This is a genomic window from Listeria goaensis, assembly GCF_900186125.1.
Lineage (GTDB): Bacteria > Bacillota > Bacilli > Lactobacillales > Listeriaceae > Listeria > Listeria goaensis.
On record NZ_FYBQ01000003.1, the window covers coordinates 261,962 to 279,349 of the forward strand.

A 17,388-nucleotide genomic window follows, 5' to 3' on the forward strand; every position below is an offset into this window, starting at 1 on the left:
TAAACACAAGCTTTTTAAGGGGCTGTTCTCTTAAATCGTGTTCACAATATCAGCTATCAAACGGATTTCTAACAGCGGGATTTCAATATGATATTCTTTTTCTAAATTGGATATTGCCAGACCAATCACCTGTATCATTTTTTCGTTTTTTTCTAAAAAAGCCTCAATATCCGTTTGTTCATCTACTTTTTCTTTTCGCAAAATCCGTTCAATCATGCAGCACATATGCACATACAGCAAAAATTTCTTGTTATTATCAAGTATTATGTCGAGTTTGGCTTCCATGAATTCAACAGACCGCTCAACGTTTTGTAGTACCTTTTCGGCATCCAGAACAGTCATATTTTGAATGATTTTTTTAAGTGAGAAATTAAAAATTAAATCTTTTCGAAGTTCTTCTTCATCTAACTCAAAATGTTGTTTTAGTAGACGGATAAACTCCGTAATATGCGTACCACTAATTAATTTATTAAGGCCAATATAAGGAACAGACAAAATTCCAGGATTTTCAGTGCCTACAATAGCTAAAACGTCGTACAACTGAAACGGAAGCTCTTCTTTCTTATTTTGACTCAATTTTTTATAATCATATGGGATAATTTCTAGCTTCGAAGGTGTATTCTGTAAACTCTTTTGCAAAATCTCCTGAATTTGTATAGCGCTTCCCATTCCAGTGTAGCAGCATGTAAGAATCGCTTTTTTCTTTTTCACACTTGGAAAAAGCAGTTCGCGATTCAGTTTTTTTTGATGAATCGACTCTCCCACTTTATCAATCGGTTTACCTGCAATTAAATCTTGTCCTACTTCAAGCGCAATAGGTGTCGACACATAATCCATTAACAAAATAGGTCCTCTGCTTTTGTTTTCTAGTCGTTTAGCAAATTCACTTAGCGACCCCATATCAACAAGTAAAATTAAACCATTTGTTGTTGAAATTTCAGTATTCAGATATTCTAAAAGTCTGGTCTCGATATCTGTAATCGTTGTATCAATTGGCATATCAATGGCTTGAAAGATATTTTTTTGTAAAATACGGTTGACAATATTCGCCATGCTACTCGCTGTTGAGTATCCATGTGCTAAGATGACAGCCCTCATATTTGAAGACAAACTTTGAATATGTGTTCCGTGAAAATAAAACGAAATAAAAACAATATCTTCGGTTAAAATTTTTTGGTCCATTCGCTCGCCAAGCAAGGTTAGTACTTGTTTTGCCAGCCAAAATGCCTCATTCAAGTTTTCTTGCAAAAACTGTAAGATTCGGTTCCTTTGACTATTCCAAAGTGGATGATTAGCTAGAAAAGCTCTAGATTCCTTGTGATAAAGTAAATACGCCATAGATAATATTTTATTTCCATCTTGTTCAAAACGATAATTTTCTTCCATATATTTAAAAATAGAACGCAAATGATAGGTTAAGCTCGAAAAAGAAGCTTGATCCGTGTCGAGATTACTTTCAAAATAGAGTTTATCTAGTAGCAAATTTACATTTTTAGTCATCTCCACGATATAAAAATCAGTTTCCTTATCAAATTGTAGAACGAAATCTTCATATACCATCTGAATGCTTTTTAAAAGGCGATCAGCTTTAGGATAGGAAAATGGTTTTGTGTAATCGTAAATTTGTTTTTCGATATTTTTACGCGGAAAAGTGGTTTGGAAGTTGGTCTGTGCATCTGCTGGTAAGACTTGTATATTGACTTGTATGACTTCCGAACGTTCAAGCTTTGTATAACCATTGCCCGCTGCATATTTAATGATATTCCGAAGACGCCCCACATTCCCCTCAAACTGACTGGAAAGTAAATAACCCATGACTTGACTCGAAACTTCTATTGTGTGTTTTAAAATCTTACTTTCTTCCATAAAAAAATGATGAATCAAGTGTAACTTCTCTTGCCAAGTACGTTCGCCAAAACCCGGAATATTCACAATAACAGGTAAACGCCGCACAAATGTAGGCAGGAAGGTCGAGTGAATAGTTTCAGTTGTTGCGAAAATCAAGCGCACAGTCGCTTTTTTTTCAACATTACTACTTCCGATTGGTGAATAGAGGCCTTGGTCCATAAATGTAAATAATTTTTCCTGTCCCTCTTCTGTTAGCCGGTGAACTTCGTCTAAAAATAAGACTCCTTCATTTGCATGTGCAAGCAGACCTTCTTTATCATAATCTGCTCCTGTAAAGGCCCCTTCTACATGACCAAATAACAAACTAGACAGCAGTTCAGGATTATGGTAGTACTGCGCGCAATTAAGCGAAACAAACGGTGCTTTCTTAGGAAGTAAACCTTCTTCTAGACAATATTCGTATATCTGTCTAGCTAAAAAAGTTTTCCCTGAACCACTAGGACCTGCTAACATAATTGGAAGCCCATTATTTGGATAAAGAGAAGCTGTTTTAATTTGCTCAATTTGTTCTTTTAAGCTGGCGTTCGCCCCAATAATTTTGGCCAGTGCATCTTTTTTCTCCGGATTGAGTAGTTCTTCTACAGAATCAAAAATGATTTGGGTAGGCGTAAAAAAATGATTGCTGAAACTCATCTTATCCACAAACAAAACAGGACGTTCTCTAATTTTTAATACTACCCCTTCCTTCACTCCCTCATTTAAATAGCGACTTACTGTACTACGACTAAATCCTGTGCTTTCAGAAATAGCACTCGCCGTAAATAAATGGCTATTTTCTTTTGATAACTTCGCTGTTAAGGAAGCAAGGTATTCTAATAAATTCGCTGTCATCACAAACCACCTCGTTAAAAATCACTCGTTATTCTCCTTCTAGCTTAGCAGTTTTTCATTATTTTGAAAGTGTAGAAAAAACCATTAACCTGCACAAAATGAGTCTAACACGCAAAAACATTACTCATCATTGATTGAAGCCAAGCCCATATTTTCGAGACATGGACTTGGCTATTTTATTAATATTCTAATTTCCACATATATCTTCTTTTTGTTAGCGGATGATTTCGCTTTTCAGCTAATTTTTCAGCATAGACACGCATGACTGCTGTTAATAGCATTGGATTTACATAATCAATGACTTCACCAGCTGCAATGTTTCCTAGACCAAAATCGCGTGAATCGAGTACAGTTGTTTTAGCATCAAAACGATTTAAAAATGTTAGTGCCCTAGAATCCATTGTCCTTGTTTTCCCATCATTCATAAAGAGCACGAATGGCACATCTTTATCAACGATTTCAAATGGTCCATGGAAAAATTCACCATCATGGAAAGTGCCTGAATGAATCCATTGCATTTCCATCATTAAACAAATAGAAGTTGCATAAGCCACTTCATGCGTTGCCCCACTAGACATAAAATAAATGACTTTTTCATCTTTGTAATTCTCAGCAAAAATATTCGCTTGCGGTTCTAAGCTTTTCACAGCTTCTTCGGTGAATGCTGGTAATTGGCTTATGCTATCCGTCAGGGCATCATAATGTGCATATCCTTCCGTTTGATGCAAAATTTCTAAAGCTAATTCTAGAGCATATGTCATTTTCTCTTGTTTGGCTGCATAGTTTGCTTCAAATCCGTGAACAATAACATATTCGGCATCTTTTGTAATGGCTGAATTTTCTATATGTGTAAGTGAAATAACATGCGCCCCTTGCTTACGCGCTCTTGTTGTAGCTTCCACCGTTTCTGGCGTTGCTCCACCAAGCGATGCAGTGATTACGATAGCTGTTTCATTACAAGCTTTTGGTGTCGCAAAGTTAAATTCATTTGCAGTATACAAACTTACACGCAGGTTTTCAGTATTTTCTTCCAAAAAATATTTAGCGGGGTAAAGGTCTGCTTTAGACGCTCCACACCCTACAAATATAACACTTTTAACCTCTGTTGCTTTTTTTAAAATATTTTTAATGATTGTTTGACTATTCATTATTCATTCCTCCATTTTTATTGAAATATTCCAAGCACGCTGAGAATGATACCCCCAGCAATAGAAATCAAGAGAATCCATCCTGTTTTGACCTTCTTTTGTAGTAACCAGTACATAAAGAAGGTTAAACCGAGCGGAATAATTCCTGGCACAATATTGTCTAAAACTTCTTGTAAATTAAACGCTTTTCCAAATGTAATTGGTGTTGTAATTCCAATCATACTGGCAACCATAGAACCGATAACCATCAGCCCTACTACTGTTGAAATATACATCACCTTGTCCATCAAGCCTTCGTTGTACAGCTTGGATAAATATTTGTTTCCTGCCGTGTAACCGATTTTCCCACCATAATATGTCACTAAAAAAGCAGGTATAAACGAAATTAAAATAGCTAAAATTGGACCTAAAATATTTCCTTGCTGAGCCAATGTAATTCCGATCCCGAAAGCAAGCACGCGGATTGTTCCCTGAAAGAAAGAATCTCCAATACCTGAAAGTGGACCCATCAAACTCGTTTTCACAGCAGTAATGGTTTCTGGATCAAAACTATCACGGTCTTGGTAATATTGTTCTTCCATCGAAGAGGCAAGCCCCATCACAAAAGAAGAGGTTTGCGGTGTACAATTAAAGAAAATCATATGGCGTCTGTAAGCTTCTTTTTTCAGATCTATTTCTTCTGGTTTATCATAAATCGCATCCAAAATTGGTGCCATACCAAACATGAAGCCCATATTCATCTGCCGTTCATAATTCCAAGAAGTTTGAATCATCCAGGAGCGCCAAAAAAATTGCCAATATTTTTTCTGGTTCGTAAGTTCCTCTTTTGTAGCAGTCATAAAATTCCCTCCCTAGCTTATAAAGTATCGACTTTCTTCTCTTTTTTAAATTTGATATCGGCAAATACAAAGGCAATTAAGCAAGCAAAAATGGCAACACCTGTTAAACTTAAACCTGAATACGCTGTTATGAAAAAGCCCGCAAGTAGAAATGGCAGCATCTTTTTCGTGAGCATCGTCGTAAGAAGTAATGCAAAACCATAAGCAGGCAATATTTTACTTGCTAGTGTTAAGCCATCTGTTAACCAAGTTGGAATACTATCTACAATCATCTTCACTAAATCGGTTCCAAAATAAATGGCCAAAAAAATCGGCACGAAATACATCAGAGAATAAAGCACGGTCCCCCATAAAATATGGATTCGCTTCGCCTTATTAAATTCTCCTGCTTCAATATGTTTATCTGCCGTATGACTGAATTGTGAAAGTAACGTTCGTAAAAAGATACCTAGCATTTGCCCAAGCACAGCAATTGGTATTGCAATTGTTAATGCGGTCTGTGCGTCTGTATTTGATAGAACGGCAAACGCAGTAGCAATGACAGAACCAAGCGTCATATCTGGCGGAGCTGCTGCCCCTACATTTACTAATCCAAGCGAGATTAATTCTAAGGCCGCTCCAATCATAAGCCCTTTTGTCATATCTCCCAAAACAATGCTTGTCAGTGTGCTCATCACGAGTGGCCTTTCTAAATTCAATCGCCCAAGTAATCTTGAATCGAGAATCCCAATGACGCCGACAAGCCCTAAAAGAATGGATTTAAGTAACATCTCAAACTCTCCCTTCTGCGGTTATAATTTAGGGTTTAATTCTTCCAATTTCGAAGTCGGTACTTGTTGCATATAAAGTCGTATCCCTGCATCCGCCATTTCTTTACTCTCAGTAACCTCTTCTTCTGTTAGATAAATTGCGTTACTAAATGCTTTCGAACCCTCTTTATTCGCAATTCCACCATAATTAATTTCTTGTATTTTCGGATACCCTTTAGAAAACGCTAACGCATCTTTTGTCCCGCCGAAAATAAGCATAATCTGGTCCTCTAGAGCCTCAATTTGCTCAACTTTTTGAAGTGCTTCTGCTACTGAAAAAATATTTAAAGTAATATCTGGCGGTTTAGAAAGATTCAAAGACATTTTTTTAAAATCGTCTTTTGCTGTCGCATTATCAATTACAATAATTCGCGTAATATTCATTGCTTTACTCCATGAAAAGATCACTTGTCCATGTAATAAACGATGATCAATCCTTGAAAACTTAATCAAATCCTTCGCCTCCTTTCCGAGTAGCTTTTAATAATGCCTGACAGTCAACAATGGCCGCTTTACTTGCCGCGACTACTTCCGCCATTTCTAGTTTAGAAAAAGCGTTTGGATATGTAGCGAGTTCGATAATTAATGGTAAATTCATCCCAGCAAGCAAGTGAATATTCGGAAATGTTTGCATAAGTTTTAACATTTCATTATTTACGCTTCCACCTAAAATGTCGGTAACAATGATGATACTTTTTTGCTGATATTCTGCATGAACTTTTTCTCTGATTTTCTCTTCAAACGGTTCATCATCTGAGTAAGCTGCAAACGCAATAACCTCATTCTTTTCGCCAATAATCATATCAAGTGTATCTTTCATTCCAAGCGCAAGTTTGCCATGGCTGACTAAAATAATTCTATTCATAACTGACCTCCCTTCTTTTTTTACAGTTGCAATAATCGTGCCAAACAATTGTTACAGCTCACAAACGGCTCTACCACATGCTTTATCCCTTTCAAATAACACAACTTCGCGCTGGATAAATTGTGTTATTTCATTTTCCCCACAAAAAAAAAGCTTGGATTATTAACTAATCCAAGCCTACGTCCTTCTTTATTCACAAAATTCATACATCACATTCATTACATTTTTTGGCGCTCTTTAAACGCCCTTTCAATATCTCGTTTGGCCTCTTTTCGTTTTAAATCTTCGCGCTTATCGTACTTTTTCTTCCCTTTAGCGACGCCAATTAAAACTTTCGCGTAGCCATCTTTCAAGTACATTTTAAGCGGGACTATCGAATATCCGGCTTCCTTCGTTTCCCCAATTAGACGACTGATTTGCTTTTTATGCAGCAAAAGCTTTCGCGTTCTAAGCGGGTCGTGGTTATAACGATTTCCTTGTTCATAAGGACTAATATGCATGTTGTGTAAAAAAACTTCACCTTTATCCACGCGCGCATAAGCGTCCTTCAAATTCACGCGAGCACCTCGCACAGACTTGATTTCCGTACCTTGGAGGACAATGCCCGCTTCAAAAGTTTCTTCGATTGCAAAATCGTGACGCGCCTTTTTGTTTTGCGCGATAAGCTTTCCTTCACCTTTTGGCATCTTTATCCTCCTTCCTTAACGGCGTTTTTTCTTCTTACTATTTTTAGGCTGGCCTTTTTTGGCCACACTCTCATAGAATGCTTTTTTCTTTTTCTTCTTCGGTTTCGTATACCAATCGCCGTCAGATTGCTTCTCCTCTTTATTCGAATGAGGCTTACGCCGCTTCTGATTACGATTTCCTTTTTCTTTAAAAGCGCGGGTTTTATTTACCGGTTTTTGTTTTTGGAATTTCGCTTTGCCACCCTCTTTGCCCTCACTAATTAATGTGAAGTCAATTTCGCGTGCGTCAACGTCGACTTTTGTTACTTCTACTTCGACCTCGTCCCCGATTCTGTAAACTAGCCCAGTACGCTCGCCAATCATGGCTAAAATGTTTTGGTGGAACTGGTAATAATCACCTTTCATCGCGCTCACATGGACTAAGCCTTCAATCGTGTTTTCCAGTTCAACAAATAAGCCAAAATTCGTAACCGAACTAATGATGCCGATAAATTTCTCGCCAACTTTGTCGACCATAAATTCTGTTTTCTTAAGCTCGTCTGTTTCACGTTCGGCTTCAATTGCGCGGCGCTCCATTTTAGAAGAATGATCCGCAATTTCAGGTAGCTCTTCTGCACGTTTTGCGAGCGTTTCTTCTGATACGTCACCATTTATGAAGTACTGCCGAATTAGGCGGTGGACCATTAAATCCGGGTAACGGCGAATGGGCGATGTGAAGTGCGTATAAAAATCGGTAGCAAGACCGAAGTGGCCTGCTGAAACCGTATCGTATTTCGCTTGCTGCATCGAGCGTAGCATCACCGTTGAAATGACCATTTCTTCTGGTTTGCCTTTCACCTCATCCAAAACTTGTTGCAATGCCGCTGGATGGACTTGATTGGAGGTGCCTTTCACGACCAAGCCGAAATTCGTAATGAACTCAAAGAAACGCGCCAGCTTATCCTCTTTTGGATCTTCGTGGATACGATAAATGAACGGCACGTCCATCCAGTGGAAATGTTCCGCAACAGTTTCGTTTGCCGCCAACATAAATTCCTCAATCAGGCGTTCACCTGCCGACCTTTCTCGCAAGACAACCTTCTCTGGGTGCCCCTTTTCGTCCACAAAAACCCGCGCTTCTTTTGCATCAAAGTCAATGGCTCCTCGTGCTTCTCGCTTTTCGTGGAGATGTTTCGAGAGCGCAAACATGTCTTCTAGCATCGGTACAATATGCGCGTATTTTTCGCGCAGTTCGGCATCTTCATCCACTAAAATCGCATTCACGTCCGTGTACGTCATCCGCTCCGTCGTTTTGATGATACTTTCAAAAATCTCATGGCTGACCACGTGCCCAGTTTCATCGATTTCCATTTCACAGCTCATCGTAAACCGGTCCACTTTCGGGTTTAAAGAACAAATCCCGTTTGATAGGCGGTGGGGCAACATCGGAATCACACGGTCTACTAAGTAAACACTCGTGGCCCTAAGAGCCGCTTCCTTATCAAGTTCAGAACCTTCCTTCACATAATGTGTGACGTCTGCAATATGCACGCCAAGTTTAAAGTTCCCATTTTCAAGTTTTGAAACAGTAACCGCGTCATCTAAATCCTTCGCATCGGCTCCATCAATTGTGATGATGACTTCATCGCGCAAGTCACGCCGCGAACCAATTTCATCAGGATTCACAACATCGTCTGCCGCATTCGCTTCTTTCATGACCGCGTCTGAAAAAGTCATTTCAATTCCATGTTTATGAATAATCGATAAAATATCAACGCCTGGATCGTTTTTATGCCCAATAATCATTTTCACAACACCACGCGCCCGGTTATGCGAATGTGCGTACTGCGTGAGCTCGACAATGACTTTATGTCCGTCAACCGGTTTTAAGCCATCCGCCAAGTCAACATGCACTTCACCAAATACACGTTTATCGTCCGGAATAACAATTCCGTCGCCAACTAAATCCTCCATGTATGTACCAACTAATTGCGTTGTTTTTCGCTCCACAATTTTACTGATGGTACCTTCGGCCAAGTTGTCGCCTTTTCGTTTCGTAATGTTCGCGAGCACTAAGTCGCCATTCATTGCGTCATTGACTTCTGTCGGGGGGATAAAAATATCGTCCAAGTCTTTCTCTTCTGGTAAAACGAAACCAAATCCGCGTTCGTGCGCCCGGAAAGTCCCCTTAATATAATCCATCTTTTCAGGTAGCGCATACCGATTTTTTTTCGTCCGAATAATGTCCCCTTTATCTTCCAAGCGAACGAGCGCTTTCACCATTTCTTTAAACGCATCTGCATCAGCTAAGCCTGTTGCCGCTTCTAAATCATCTAATGAAAAAGTTTGATCCTTTTGTGCGCGCAAAACGTCTAATATGTGCGCCTCCATTTGATGTTCTTCCATCATTCATCCCTCCTTACTATTTATTCTTGCCAATCTAAACGGTCTAAAAAGTTTAAAATATCGTTTTGTAACTCTTTTCGTTCCTTATCTATCGTAATGACGTGACCAGAATTTTCATACCACTTAAGCGATTTATCCGCAGATTCGACTGTATCATAAATCCACTGGGCACCGTCCACGTCCACCATATCATCAAGTTTGCCTTGGACAACGAAAATCGGTGCATAAATCATATCGATTTCACTCGCCACCGCATTAATTTCGTCTTTCAATTTGGCAATTTGACTCATCGATGCCCCTTCGTAATGCACCATTTCCGCATCAATTTCTTCTGGAGTCTTGCCCTCAAGCCGCTTATAATTCCGTACATAATCCATATACCCCGAAATAATCGGCGATGAACTATCCATTTTCGTCGGCGCACTCATCGAAACAATCCCTTTCACAGGTTTTGAAAATCCGAGTTTTAAAGAAAATAATGCGCCTAGTGACAGCCCAGCAACCGCAATTTCCTTGTAGCCTAGTTCCTCTAAATGCGCATAAGCATCTAATACATCTTGCCACCAATCACTTGGTTCCGTCTGAAGCAACAAATCCGGCGACACGCCATGCCCTTTATATTGCGGCGCATAACACGTATAATGATGGTCTTGCAAAAACCGCCCCAACATTCGCACATCCGCCGAACTTCCCGTAAACCCATGAAGTAACAAAACCGCTCTTTTCCCTGTTTCAAATAAAAAAGGTTTTGGTGGTGTAAATTTCATTTTAAAACGCTCCTCACGCAACTTTTGATTCTACTCTAGTGTACGTGAAATTACGGTTTCAAGCAATTAAAAAATTTTGTGAGGAGACTTGAAATGTATGGGATATGTATTCGCAATATGAAGGGGGAAGTCGCTAAAAAAAGGAGGCGCTATATTAGACAGTTGCTGATATGTTGTATGAACCCAAACAAAAACCACCCACGGTTGTAGGTGGTTTCAGACTGATGACAAACGGCAATCTTCGTCGTTAAAGCCTCCGTTCCACTCCGCTTCGCCTAACTTCTCACATGGTCGGGCAAACTACGCCCTTCCTGTTTTCAGTCATCACGTACTCGAGTACGCTCCGGTGCGGTACTCGGCAATGCGTAAGAATCTCACCATTTGTCATCAGTCTGATTGTGCGTGGTACGTTTTGTTTGGCTTAAGTTTAGAGTTTTTCTACAAGCTGAAACCACCTACGGTTGTAGGTGGTTTATCATCATGGGCTTAATTAATGAAAAAGCCTAATGCAATGAGTATTGCAAAGAAAATGATGGATAATACGATTGTTGCGCGGTGCAAATATAATTCAAGGCCACGTGCTTTTTGTTTGCCGAATAATTGCTCTGCTCCACCAGAAATGGCTCCTGAAAGGCCATTGCTTTTACCTGGTTGAAGAATAATTACGATAACGAGCAGTATAGACACAACAACTAGCGTAGCTGTTAAAAATGTACTCATTCTTTTTCCTCCTAAAAACCGTCCATTTTGACTAAAGATAATCTTACCATAATACGGCGCGCCGTACAATAGATGTAGCTAAATTTGTTTGTTACAATTCTGTGAATGCCTCGCTTGATTTCGCTTCTAAAGCATCTAAAATTAGCCGTAAATTTTGAACAGGAACTTGTCCAGGCGCAGAAGCTTTTCCGATGCTTCCATACGTAATCGCTGAACCGAAAAAGCCGCCAGATAGGCGCGAAATGACGCCGAGCGTTCCCATTGAAATAGCAACAAACGGTTTTGTGGCTTCATTTTTCAGCGTATTCATCGCATCTAGTAGAACAAGTGCATCGGCTCCGTTTTCAGGCATGACGGCAATTTTTGTAATGTCAGCTTGTAAGGCTTCCATGCGCGCAAAACGAGCTAGGATTTCTGATCTTGGGGGCGTTTTTTCAAAGTCATGGCTACTCATTAGCACTTTCACATTTGACGCATGTGCATGACTTACTAATTCTGCCACAGCGGTTTCATCATGAAATAGTTCCACATCGAGCAAGTCCACTTCGCCGGTACGCACCATCACACGGTTTAACTCGAAATAGAAATCGTCTTTCATTTCCAGTTCGCCGCCCTCTCCTTTTGTTCTAAAAGTAAAAAGAAGCGGTTTTGTTTTGATAAGAGGTCGAATTTCGCGGAGAGCCCATTTGACCGTTTCAAGGTCATGCACCTTACCAAAATAGTCTGCGCGCCATTCAATGATATCCACGTCAAACTCATTAATAAGCGCCACTTCGCGTTTTAAATCTGCAATCGTCTTCCCCATTAGAGAAACGCAAATTTTGGGCGTCCCTTCGCCAATTACAACATCATTTATTGTTACAAGGTTCATCGTGCATCCCCCTTAAAAGAAAATACTATGCGCATTCGCTTCCGAGCTAAAAAAGTATTTTCCATCTTCGCTTTGCTCAAGAAAAGGCAAAAGCTCAATATAATGATTAAATTCCTCAAAAGACGGCATCGCATCTTTCAAAGTACACCCCTGAAGAGCTTCATACAACTCCTCTGATGTAAAAAATTCAGGTAAAAAATCGCTGACCTTCGTGGAAAGAAGCATTTCCTGATTAATTTTATGAGTGGCATCACGCAAAATATCCAAATGATCAAACGCAAGCGGTAATTTGAATGCTTCGTCTACCGAAACGAGCGCCACGTTTGCCGCATCATCTAGAGCAGTTCGTTTTAAAAGGGCTTCTTTCGGAACAAAAGCATAATGTGCGCGCGTAATAATCCAACCGCGCGGGTCGCGTCCCGGTTTATCATAAACACCGAACGCCGTAAGTGGAATATCGGTTAAACCCGTTTCTTCTTCCAATTCGCGAATGCCCGCTTGATGCGCATCTTCATTCGGATCAACAAATCCACCCGGGAACGCCCATTTTCCGCCTTCAATATTAGGCTTTCCTTCCGCATTCAAACGGCTTCTTTCAATTAAAAGCACATGCAATTTGCTCTCCTGTACCGTAAAAAGTAAAATATCGCTCGTATAGCCGTCTGGCGTCCGAAATTTTTTTGCATCATAGGATTCCAGCGCCTCTTCTTGCTTCACAAAATTATCTGTCATTCCAATTGGCCTCATTTCTACATGAATTGTCCTATTCCTATAAAATCCATTTTAGCATGCCGTACACAAAAAAAATACCCATCTTTGCGAAGAAAAAAACGTCTTTTTCGCAAAAATGGGAACTCTTATAAGACTTGCTTATTTTTATACGTACCGTCCGGCGCAATCCGGTGGGACATTTGATATTCACCTGTCGTAGGATTCTTAGTCAAACCTGGTACGCTTAAACCTTTATGCGTCCGTCGTTTATTTTTCTTCGCTTTCGACGTTCTTCTAGCAGGTACAGCCACATTCATCACCTCCTAAATTACAATTCATGCACATAAGACGCTATTTCTCGCCTTGCTTTCGCCTTTGGAACCTCAACAAATTTAGTTAAATGTAGCGTTCCAATGATTTTTTCGTCTGGTTTTATCCCTAACACCTCTTGAAACGTTGGGTTGAAAATGTACTTATTCGTTCGCCAAATCATGCCAATATTTTCTTCCCAACCGAGTAGTTGTAGATTTTGAATAAATGCACTTGTCGCCGCAATGGCTTCAAAGTCTTTCTTCGCATCACTCGTGATTTTTGACGTAATAATGAGTGTTATTGGTGCTTTTCCAATCTTTTTAATCGTACTTTCGCGAATTTTATGGGCCTCTTCTGGTTTTTCACAAGTCGCCCGTACGACAGCCTCTACATATTTTTCCTTCTGCGCTGGACTTTCCACCACATAAACTTCCCACGGTTCAAGCTTGCTGTGGAACGGTGCAAAGGAAGCCGTTTCAATCAGACTGTGCACAAATTGTTTTGAAATTGGTTCCTCAATTGCTTGCTTAATGGAACGGCGCGCACGAATGGTTTCCGCTACTTTCCCCATACCGAGCCCTCCTATTCTACTTGAGCAGCTGGTTCTTGAATGTGGACAACTTCATATTGGACAACCTCATTACCTAAAATGCCTTTACGGTCACGTTTTTGTTCGCGCGAATCTTTTGTTCGACCATGCGTTTTTTTGAATGCATCACTTTTAACCCACGCTTTTTGCGCCGCTTCACTCACCCATTTACTTGTCACCACAACCTCTTCAAAATCGCTCTCTGGTAGATGCGTCTTCCACAATTCAAAACCTAAAAAGCCTTCTACTTCTGCAATATCTTTTGTTGGGTGTCCAGAACCATCAGCTCCAGTAAATTGCTTAATCACTTGATCCCCGTAGCCTTTTTCCACTTTAATTGTGTTAGTAACAATAATCATCCATTTTCCTCCTATAATTTGCCGATTCATTACTTCGATTATAGTGATAATGATTCTCATTGTCAATTATAGATTTTCAAAAACCCATTCTAAAAGCACCCGTGCATGGTTCTCCTCTTCACTTTTCGCCGCAAATAAAAAAGTCACATTTCCTTTTTCAAGTTCTTTTCTCACTTTGTCTAAAAAAGCCATCCGGAATTGGTTCCCTGAAAGCTCCGCCAAATAGCCTTCCTTAAACGCTTGAAAATCCATCTTCTGATGATGAAAGTCTGTCCGGATTTCATTTGACGGCGCCATATTTCTCGCCCACTCATCTAGTTTCGCCTTTTCCTTTGAAACCCCTCTCGGCCATAGTCGGTCAACTAAAATGCGGTAACCATCTTCTGTTTCCGCTGGTTCATAAAGCCGTTTTAATTTCAGCATAAAACCTGCTCCTTTTAAACAAAAAAAGCTAGATGATTGCCTCACCTAGCTTGTTGTATATTTTCTCGTTGACACTCTCGCACGATGTCAAAGATGCTTGAAACATCTTCTTGAATTTCTTTATATTCACCCGTTTTGTAGTAATCAACGTAACCCTCTAAACCGCGTCCAATCACCGTAAACTGCGTTGGGTGTTTCGCTTTCTCTGTACAGTGAATCGCGTGACTCGATAATTTAGCTGCTTCTTGCTCGCTAAAATGAAAATTATGAACTAACGCCGCGACTAAGCTCGCCTGAATTTCACTTCCATCGGCATCCATCTCAGAGCCAAGCATCGTAAGCATCCCAAATAAATAAGATGTCACAACTTTAGCTTCAAACGCATCATTTTTATCAAATTTAATAACCTCAGCAACCTTACTTGCACAATTCCTCGCTGCTTCAAAAAAAGTTACTTCCACTTTTGGCACTCCCTTATTAACTTGCTTTTGAAATATATCCATTATAACACTTTATCAGCAGCTTTCAAGAGTTAATTTTGCTCGATTCAAGATCATCAATTTAATATATCCATTGTGCAATCTCACAACGCTTCCAAATCTCCATCTTCTTGCCTCATTTCTTTAAATGATTCGATACAATCTTTCTTTTCTTTAATGGTTTCATAAAAACACCTGTACAAACTAAAAAAAACAATAAAAAGTCAAATATTAATGCCATGATATATCCAAAATATAAGAATAAAAGGCTCACTATGATAGACATCACTATTATCGTAATTAAAACTATCCATTCTTTCTCACTTTGATTCTTGGCATCATTCATAAGGTCTTTAATGCTATTATCAGAATAGCTCATTTCACGTTTACTGGTAATATCATAGTAATTTTTATAGTATACTCGAGCAACAAAAAAAGAGAGTACTAGAGTTAAAACGAGTAGTAGTAATTTCATAACTAGATTATCTTCATAATTATAAATGGAGCTAATATATTGACTACTATAAAGCACTATAAGAAATAGAATCGTATAAACCCAGTAGTTGCGCTTCTTGTGAATTAATTTGACAAACTGTTTTTTTTCCTCATCAAAAAATATCGAATAAAGTTCTTTCTCACGATATAGAAAAACAAAATGTTTCATAGTACACTTCCTCTTTAATTAAATGCAGAACCCAAATTTCCAAAAAAGCCTGTAATTGAGCCTCTCGCATTTTTTATAGCTTCTATCCTGTCACCAACTGTTTCTGATATTGAATTCCCAATATCTTTACCGTATCTACTATTGCATCTTTGTTGTCATACACAAAATTAAACAACATTGAACCATCACTCCAATTACAAATCTAACCCCTGTACCAATTGGTCCAGCTATTACCGTTTCTATCGCACTTCCCGTTAAGCCTGCACTGTGTCCTCCTGCTTTAATCAATAATAGGTAATTTATTTTTTTTATAAAGTTCGTATATTTTTCTACGTTTGAAAGGGCTTTGTAAAACAAACAACGGAAGTGGTAACATCCAAAAAAGAGATGTAGCAAAAAATATAATGGTCTCACCATTAGAAACGTAAAGAACTATAGTACTTCCCATGGCCAGCATAAGTGTCCAAAAGCTAAGCCACATAATTTTTTTAAACTGCTTCTCCCCTTCTTTAAAATAGAAGGCTATTTTATCTATCGGAGCTATCTCTCCAAAGAAACTTTTTTTACTAGCAAAGTCAATCAAGATAACTAACAATATACTAATTGCTATGCCTAGCACAGTACTTAAAATTACTAAATACTGTGTTGATATTTTTATAATGAACAATCCGAAAAGTGCATACAAAACAACTCTTACTGTCCCAGAAAGAATTGTTGTAAAATTACTCTGCGCTGAGTATTATAGAAATAATTTTTATTTTCTTCCTCATAATAAAATACTGGTATCCATGGTGATTTCATCATTTTATCCTTTCTTATTCAAAAAATACTGCCTAATCCTTTCATAAATCCAGAAGCAACATTTCCAATTTTATTATTTATTTTTACGGCTTCAATAATTTCATCTTTCTTAATATGCAAAATTTATAGAGTGTAAAGGCATTTCCAACTAGTTGGAAATGCCTTTACGTTCTTATGAATCTTCTTTTTTGATATTTGCCTATAATTCCAAACTAGTGAATTAAATTTCCATTCACACGCTCATTTCTCTGATGCCTAAATTTGGGTAGCCCTTCTAGTTTTCACTCACTATACCAATATTTTTCTGTCATCTCAGTTTTAACACGGAATTTTTCACTATACTTCTGAAGTAAGTAGCTTTTCACAAATTCTGGATAAAAAAATCGAAGGGGAAGCGCAATCAATAAAACTGCGATAATAACCCATAAAAGGACTTGACCTATGGGTATGACGAGCGTAGAAACCCAAGATGAGTCATTTAACAACCAAAATTTATTCATTCGATAAAGTTGCATTCCGAGGATTACAATAATAATTCCATAAAAGATGAACTTATCGATAATCCTCCCCATTAAAGGAATCTTTACTCCTTTATCAAAAACGGCCAGCTCCTTCATTTCTAGATAAAGGAGATACTTATAAATTGCATAGCAGACCAGAACAGCACCAACTATAGCACTGCCTGTTTGAATTAAAATTTGGTTCATGTAAATATCCTTTAATCCCCCGGAAAAAGCCGTTAATACAATCCATAATCCCACTGAAAAAATCAATGAGATGATGCTAAATATAATTGAACAGCAAGAATAAAATCTTGTTAAGTAGTTCTCAGAAAAGCTTTTTAAATTAATTTTTAAAAAATAGATAATCGTAAATATAACTACTAACCATTCGACTAGAGCAGATATAGGGTTGCTAACTATCCATCCTGATAAAGTACTTGCTAATAAGATTTCAATGATAATGACGATAGCAAAAATTGTGTATCGTGCAAATAACAACTTTTGTTTCAGGATTCTTTTTATATACTTACTATTTAATCCTTGACTTGCTTGATCAAAATCAATCTTTTGAATAATATCTTGTATTTGTTTATTAAACAAAATTTGTGTTAGTTTCATTTTACACCCCAACAAGTCCACCATGTTTTAAACCTTCTAATGAATCGGTATTCCATAAAATAGATTTATTCCTTATAGCCTTTAAATTTCCAAAACAACT

The 17,388-nt window shown here is 38.5% G+C and carries 20 protein-coding genes; all 20 read right to left on the reverse strand.

The annotated features are described in order from the left end of the window. Window positions 1–30: 30 nt before the first annotated feature. Window positions 31–2,739, reverse strand: coding sequence for a sigma 54-interacting transcriptional regulator (locus CFT42_RS05975; protein WP_088815680.1), 2,709 nt, complete (start codon window positions 2,737–2,739; stop codon window positions 31–33). Window positions 2,740–2,918: 179 nt separating this feature from the next. Then, window positions 2,919–3,887 carry an SIS domain-containing protein gene (locus CFT42_RS05980; RefSeq protein ID WP_088810246.1) on the reverse strand — a complete coding sequence of 323 codons (969 nt, stop codon included), beginning with the start codon at window positions 3,885–3,887 and terminating at the stop codon, window positions 2,919–2,921. A gap of 17 nt (window positions 3,888–3,904) precedes the next feature. Next, a complete protein-coding gene (locus tag CFT42_RS05985; RefSeq protein ID WP_088810245.1) occupies window positions 3,905–4,726 on the reverse strand; it encodes a PTS system mannose/fructose/sorbose family transporter subunit IID in 822 nt (273 codons plus the stop codon). Between the two features lie 17 nt (window positions 4,727–4,743). Then, the gene (locus CFT42_RS05990) at window positions 4,744–5,496 is read right to left on the reverse strand and encodes a PTS mannose/fructose/sorbose/N-acetylgalactosamine transporter subunit IIC (RefSeq protein WP_088815682.1); all 753 of its coding nucleotides are present in this window, start codon (window positions 5,494–5,496) and stop codon (window positions 4,744–4,746) included. A gap of 21 nt (window positions 5,497–5,517) precedes the next feature. Beyond that, window positions 5,518–5,988: a PTS sugar transporter subunit IIB gene (locus CFT42_RS05995; protein WP_088810241.1), complete on the reverse strand. Its 471-nt coding sequence runs from the start codon at window positions 5,986–5,988 to the stop codon at window positions 5,518–5,520. Beyond that, entirely contained in the window at window positions 5,981–6,400 is a 420-nt protein-coding gene (locus tag CFT42_RS06000) for a PTS sugar transporter subunit IIA (RefSeq protein ID WP_088810239.1), read from the reverse strand. Before CFT42_RS06000 ends, CFT42_RS05995 begins: the two co-directional genes overlap by 8 nt. Before the next feature lie 218 nt (window positions 6,401–6,618). Continuing rightward, entirely contained in the window at window positions 6,619–7,086 is a 468-nt protein-coding gene (gene smpB / locus CFT42_RS06005) for an SsrA-binding protein SmpB (protein ID WP_088810238.1), read from the reverse strand. Between the two features lie 15 nt (window positions 7,087–7,101). After that, complete coding sequence (rnr, locus tag CFT42_RS06010; RefSeq protein ID WP_088810237.1) at window positions 7,102–9,471, reverse strand: ribonuclease R; 2,370 nt, start codon at window positions 9,469–9,471, stop codon at window positions 7,102–7,104. Between the two features lie 20 nt (window positions 9,472–9,491). Next, complete coding sequence (locus tag CFT42_RS06015) at window positions 9,492–10,238, reverse strand: alpha/beta hydrolase (protein ID WP_088810235.1); 747 nt, start codon at window positions 10,236–10,238, stop codon at window positions 9,492–9,494. A 486-nt stretch (window positions 10,239–10,724) separates the two neighbouring features. Continuing rightward, a complete protein-coding gene (gene secG / locus CFT42_RS06020) occupies window positions 10,725–10,958 on the reverse strand; it encodes a preprotein translocase subunit SecG (protein WP_088810233.1) in 234 nt (77 codons plus the stop codon). 91 nt (window positions 10,959–11,049) lie between these two features. Next, window positions 11,050–11,829: a type I 3-dehydroquinate dehydratase gene (gene aroD / locus CFT42_RS06025; protein ID WP_088810232.1), complete on the reverse strand. Its 780-nt coding sequence runs from the start codon at window positions 11,827–11,829 to the stop codon at window positions 11,050–11,052. A 12-nt stretch (window positions 11,830–11,841) separates the two neighbouring features. Beyond that, window positions 11,842–12,561, reverse strand: coding sequence for an NUDIX domain-containing protein (locus CFT42_RS06030; protein ID WP_088810230.1), 720 nt, complete (start codon window positions 12,559–12,561; stop codon window positions 11,842–11,844). A gap of 125 nt (window positions 12,562–12,686) precedes the next feature. Next, window positions 12,687–12,851, reverse strand: coding sequence for a 50S ribosomal protein L32 (gene rpmF, locus CFT42_RS06035; RefSeq protein WP_088810228.1), 165 nt, complete (start codon window positions 12,849–12,851; stop codon window positions 12,687–12,689). A 17-nt stretch (window positions 12,852–12,868) separates the two neighbouring features. Continuing rightward, window positions 12,869–13,423 (reverse strand): nitroreductase family protein, encoded by a 555-nt coding sequence (locus CFT42_RS06040; protein ID WP_088815684.1) that lies wholly within the window; start codon window positions 13,421–13,423, stop codon window positions 12,869–12,871. Between the two features lie 11 nt (window positions 13,424–13,434). Next, window positions 13,435–13,800 carry a heme oxygenase IsdG gene (isdG, locus tag CFT42_RS06045; protein WP_088815686.1) on the reverse strand — a complete coding sequence of 122 codons (366 nt, stop codon included), beginning with the start codon at window positions 13,798–13,800 and terminating at the stop codon, window positions 13,435–13,437. Between the two features lie 66 nt (window positions 13,801–13,866). After that, window positions 13,867–14,223, reverse strand: a complete 357-nt coding sequence (locus tag CFT42_RS06050) for a DUF488 domain-containing protein (protein ID WP_088815687.1) — start codon at window positions 14,221–14,223, stop codon at window positions 13,867–13,869. Between the two features lie 41 nt (window positions 14,224–14,264). After that, window positions 14,265–14,684 carry an Imm48 family immunity protein gene (gene imm48 / locus CFT42_RS06055; protein WP_088810222.1) on the reverse strand — a complete coding sequence of 140 codons (420 nt, stop codon included), beginning with the start codon at window positions 14,682–14,684 and terminating at the stop codon, window positions 14,265–14,267. A 154-nt stretch (window positions 14,685–14,838) separates the two neighbouring features. Further along, window positions 14,839–15,366 (reverse strand): hypothetical protein, encoded by a 528-nt coding sequence (locus tag CFT42_RS06060; protein WP_088815688.1) that lies wholly within the window; start codon window positions 15,364–15,366, stop codon window positions 14,839–14,841. A 280-nt stretch (window positions 15,367–15,646) separates the two neighbouring features. Continuing rightward, complete coding sequence (locus tag CFT42_RS06065; protein WP_088815690.1) at window positions 15,647–16,051, reverse strand: hypothetical protein; 405 nt, start codon at window positions 16,049–16,051, stop codon at window positions 15,647–15,649. A gap of 397 nt (window positions 16,052–16,448) precedes the next feature. Beyond that, on the reverse strand, window positions 16,449–17,312 hold the full coding sequence (locus CFT42_RS06070) for a hypothetical protein (RefSeq protein ID WP_088815692.1): 864 nt from the start codon (window positions 17,310–17,312) through the stop codon (window positions 16,449–16,451). Between the last annotated feature and the right edge of the window lie 76 nt (window positions 17,313–17,388).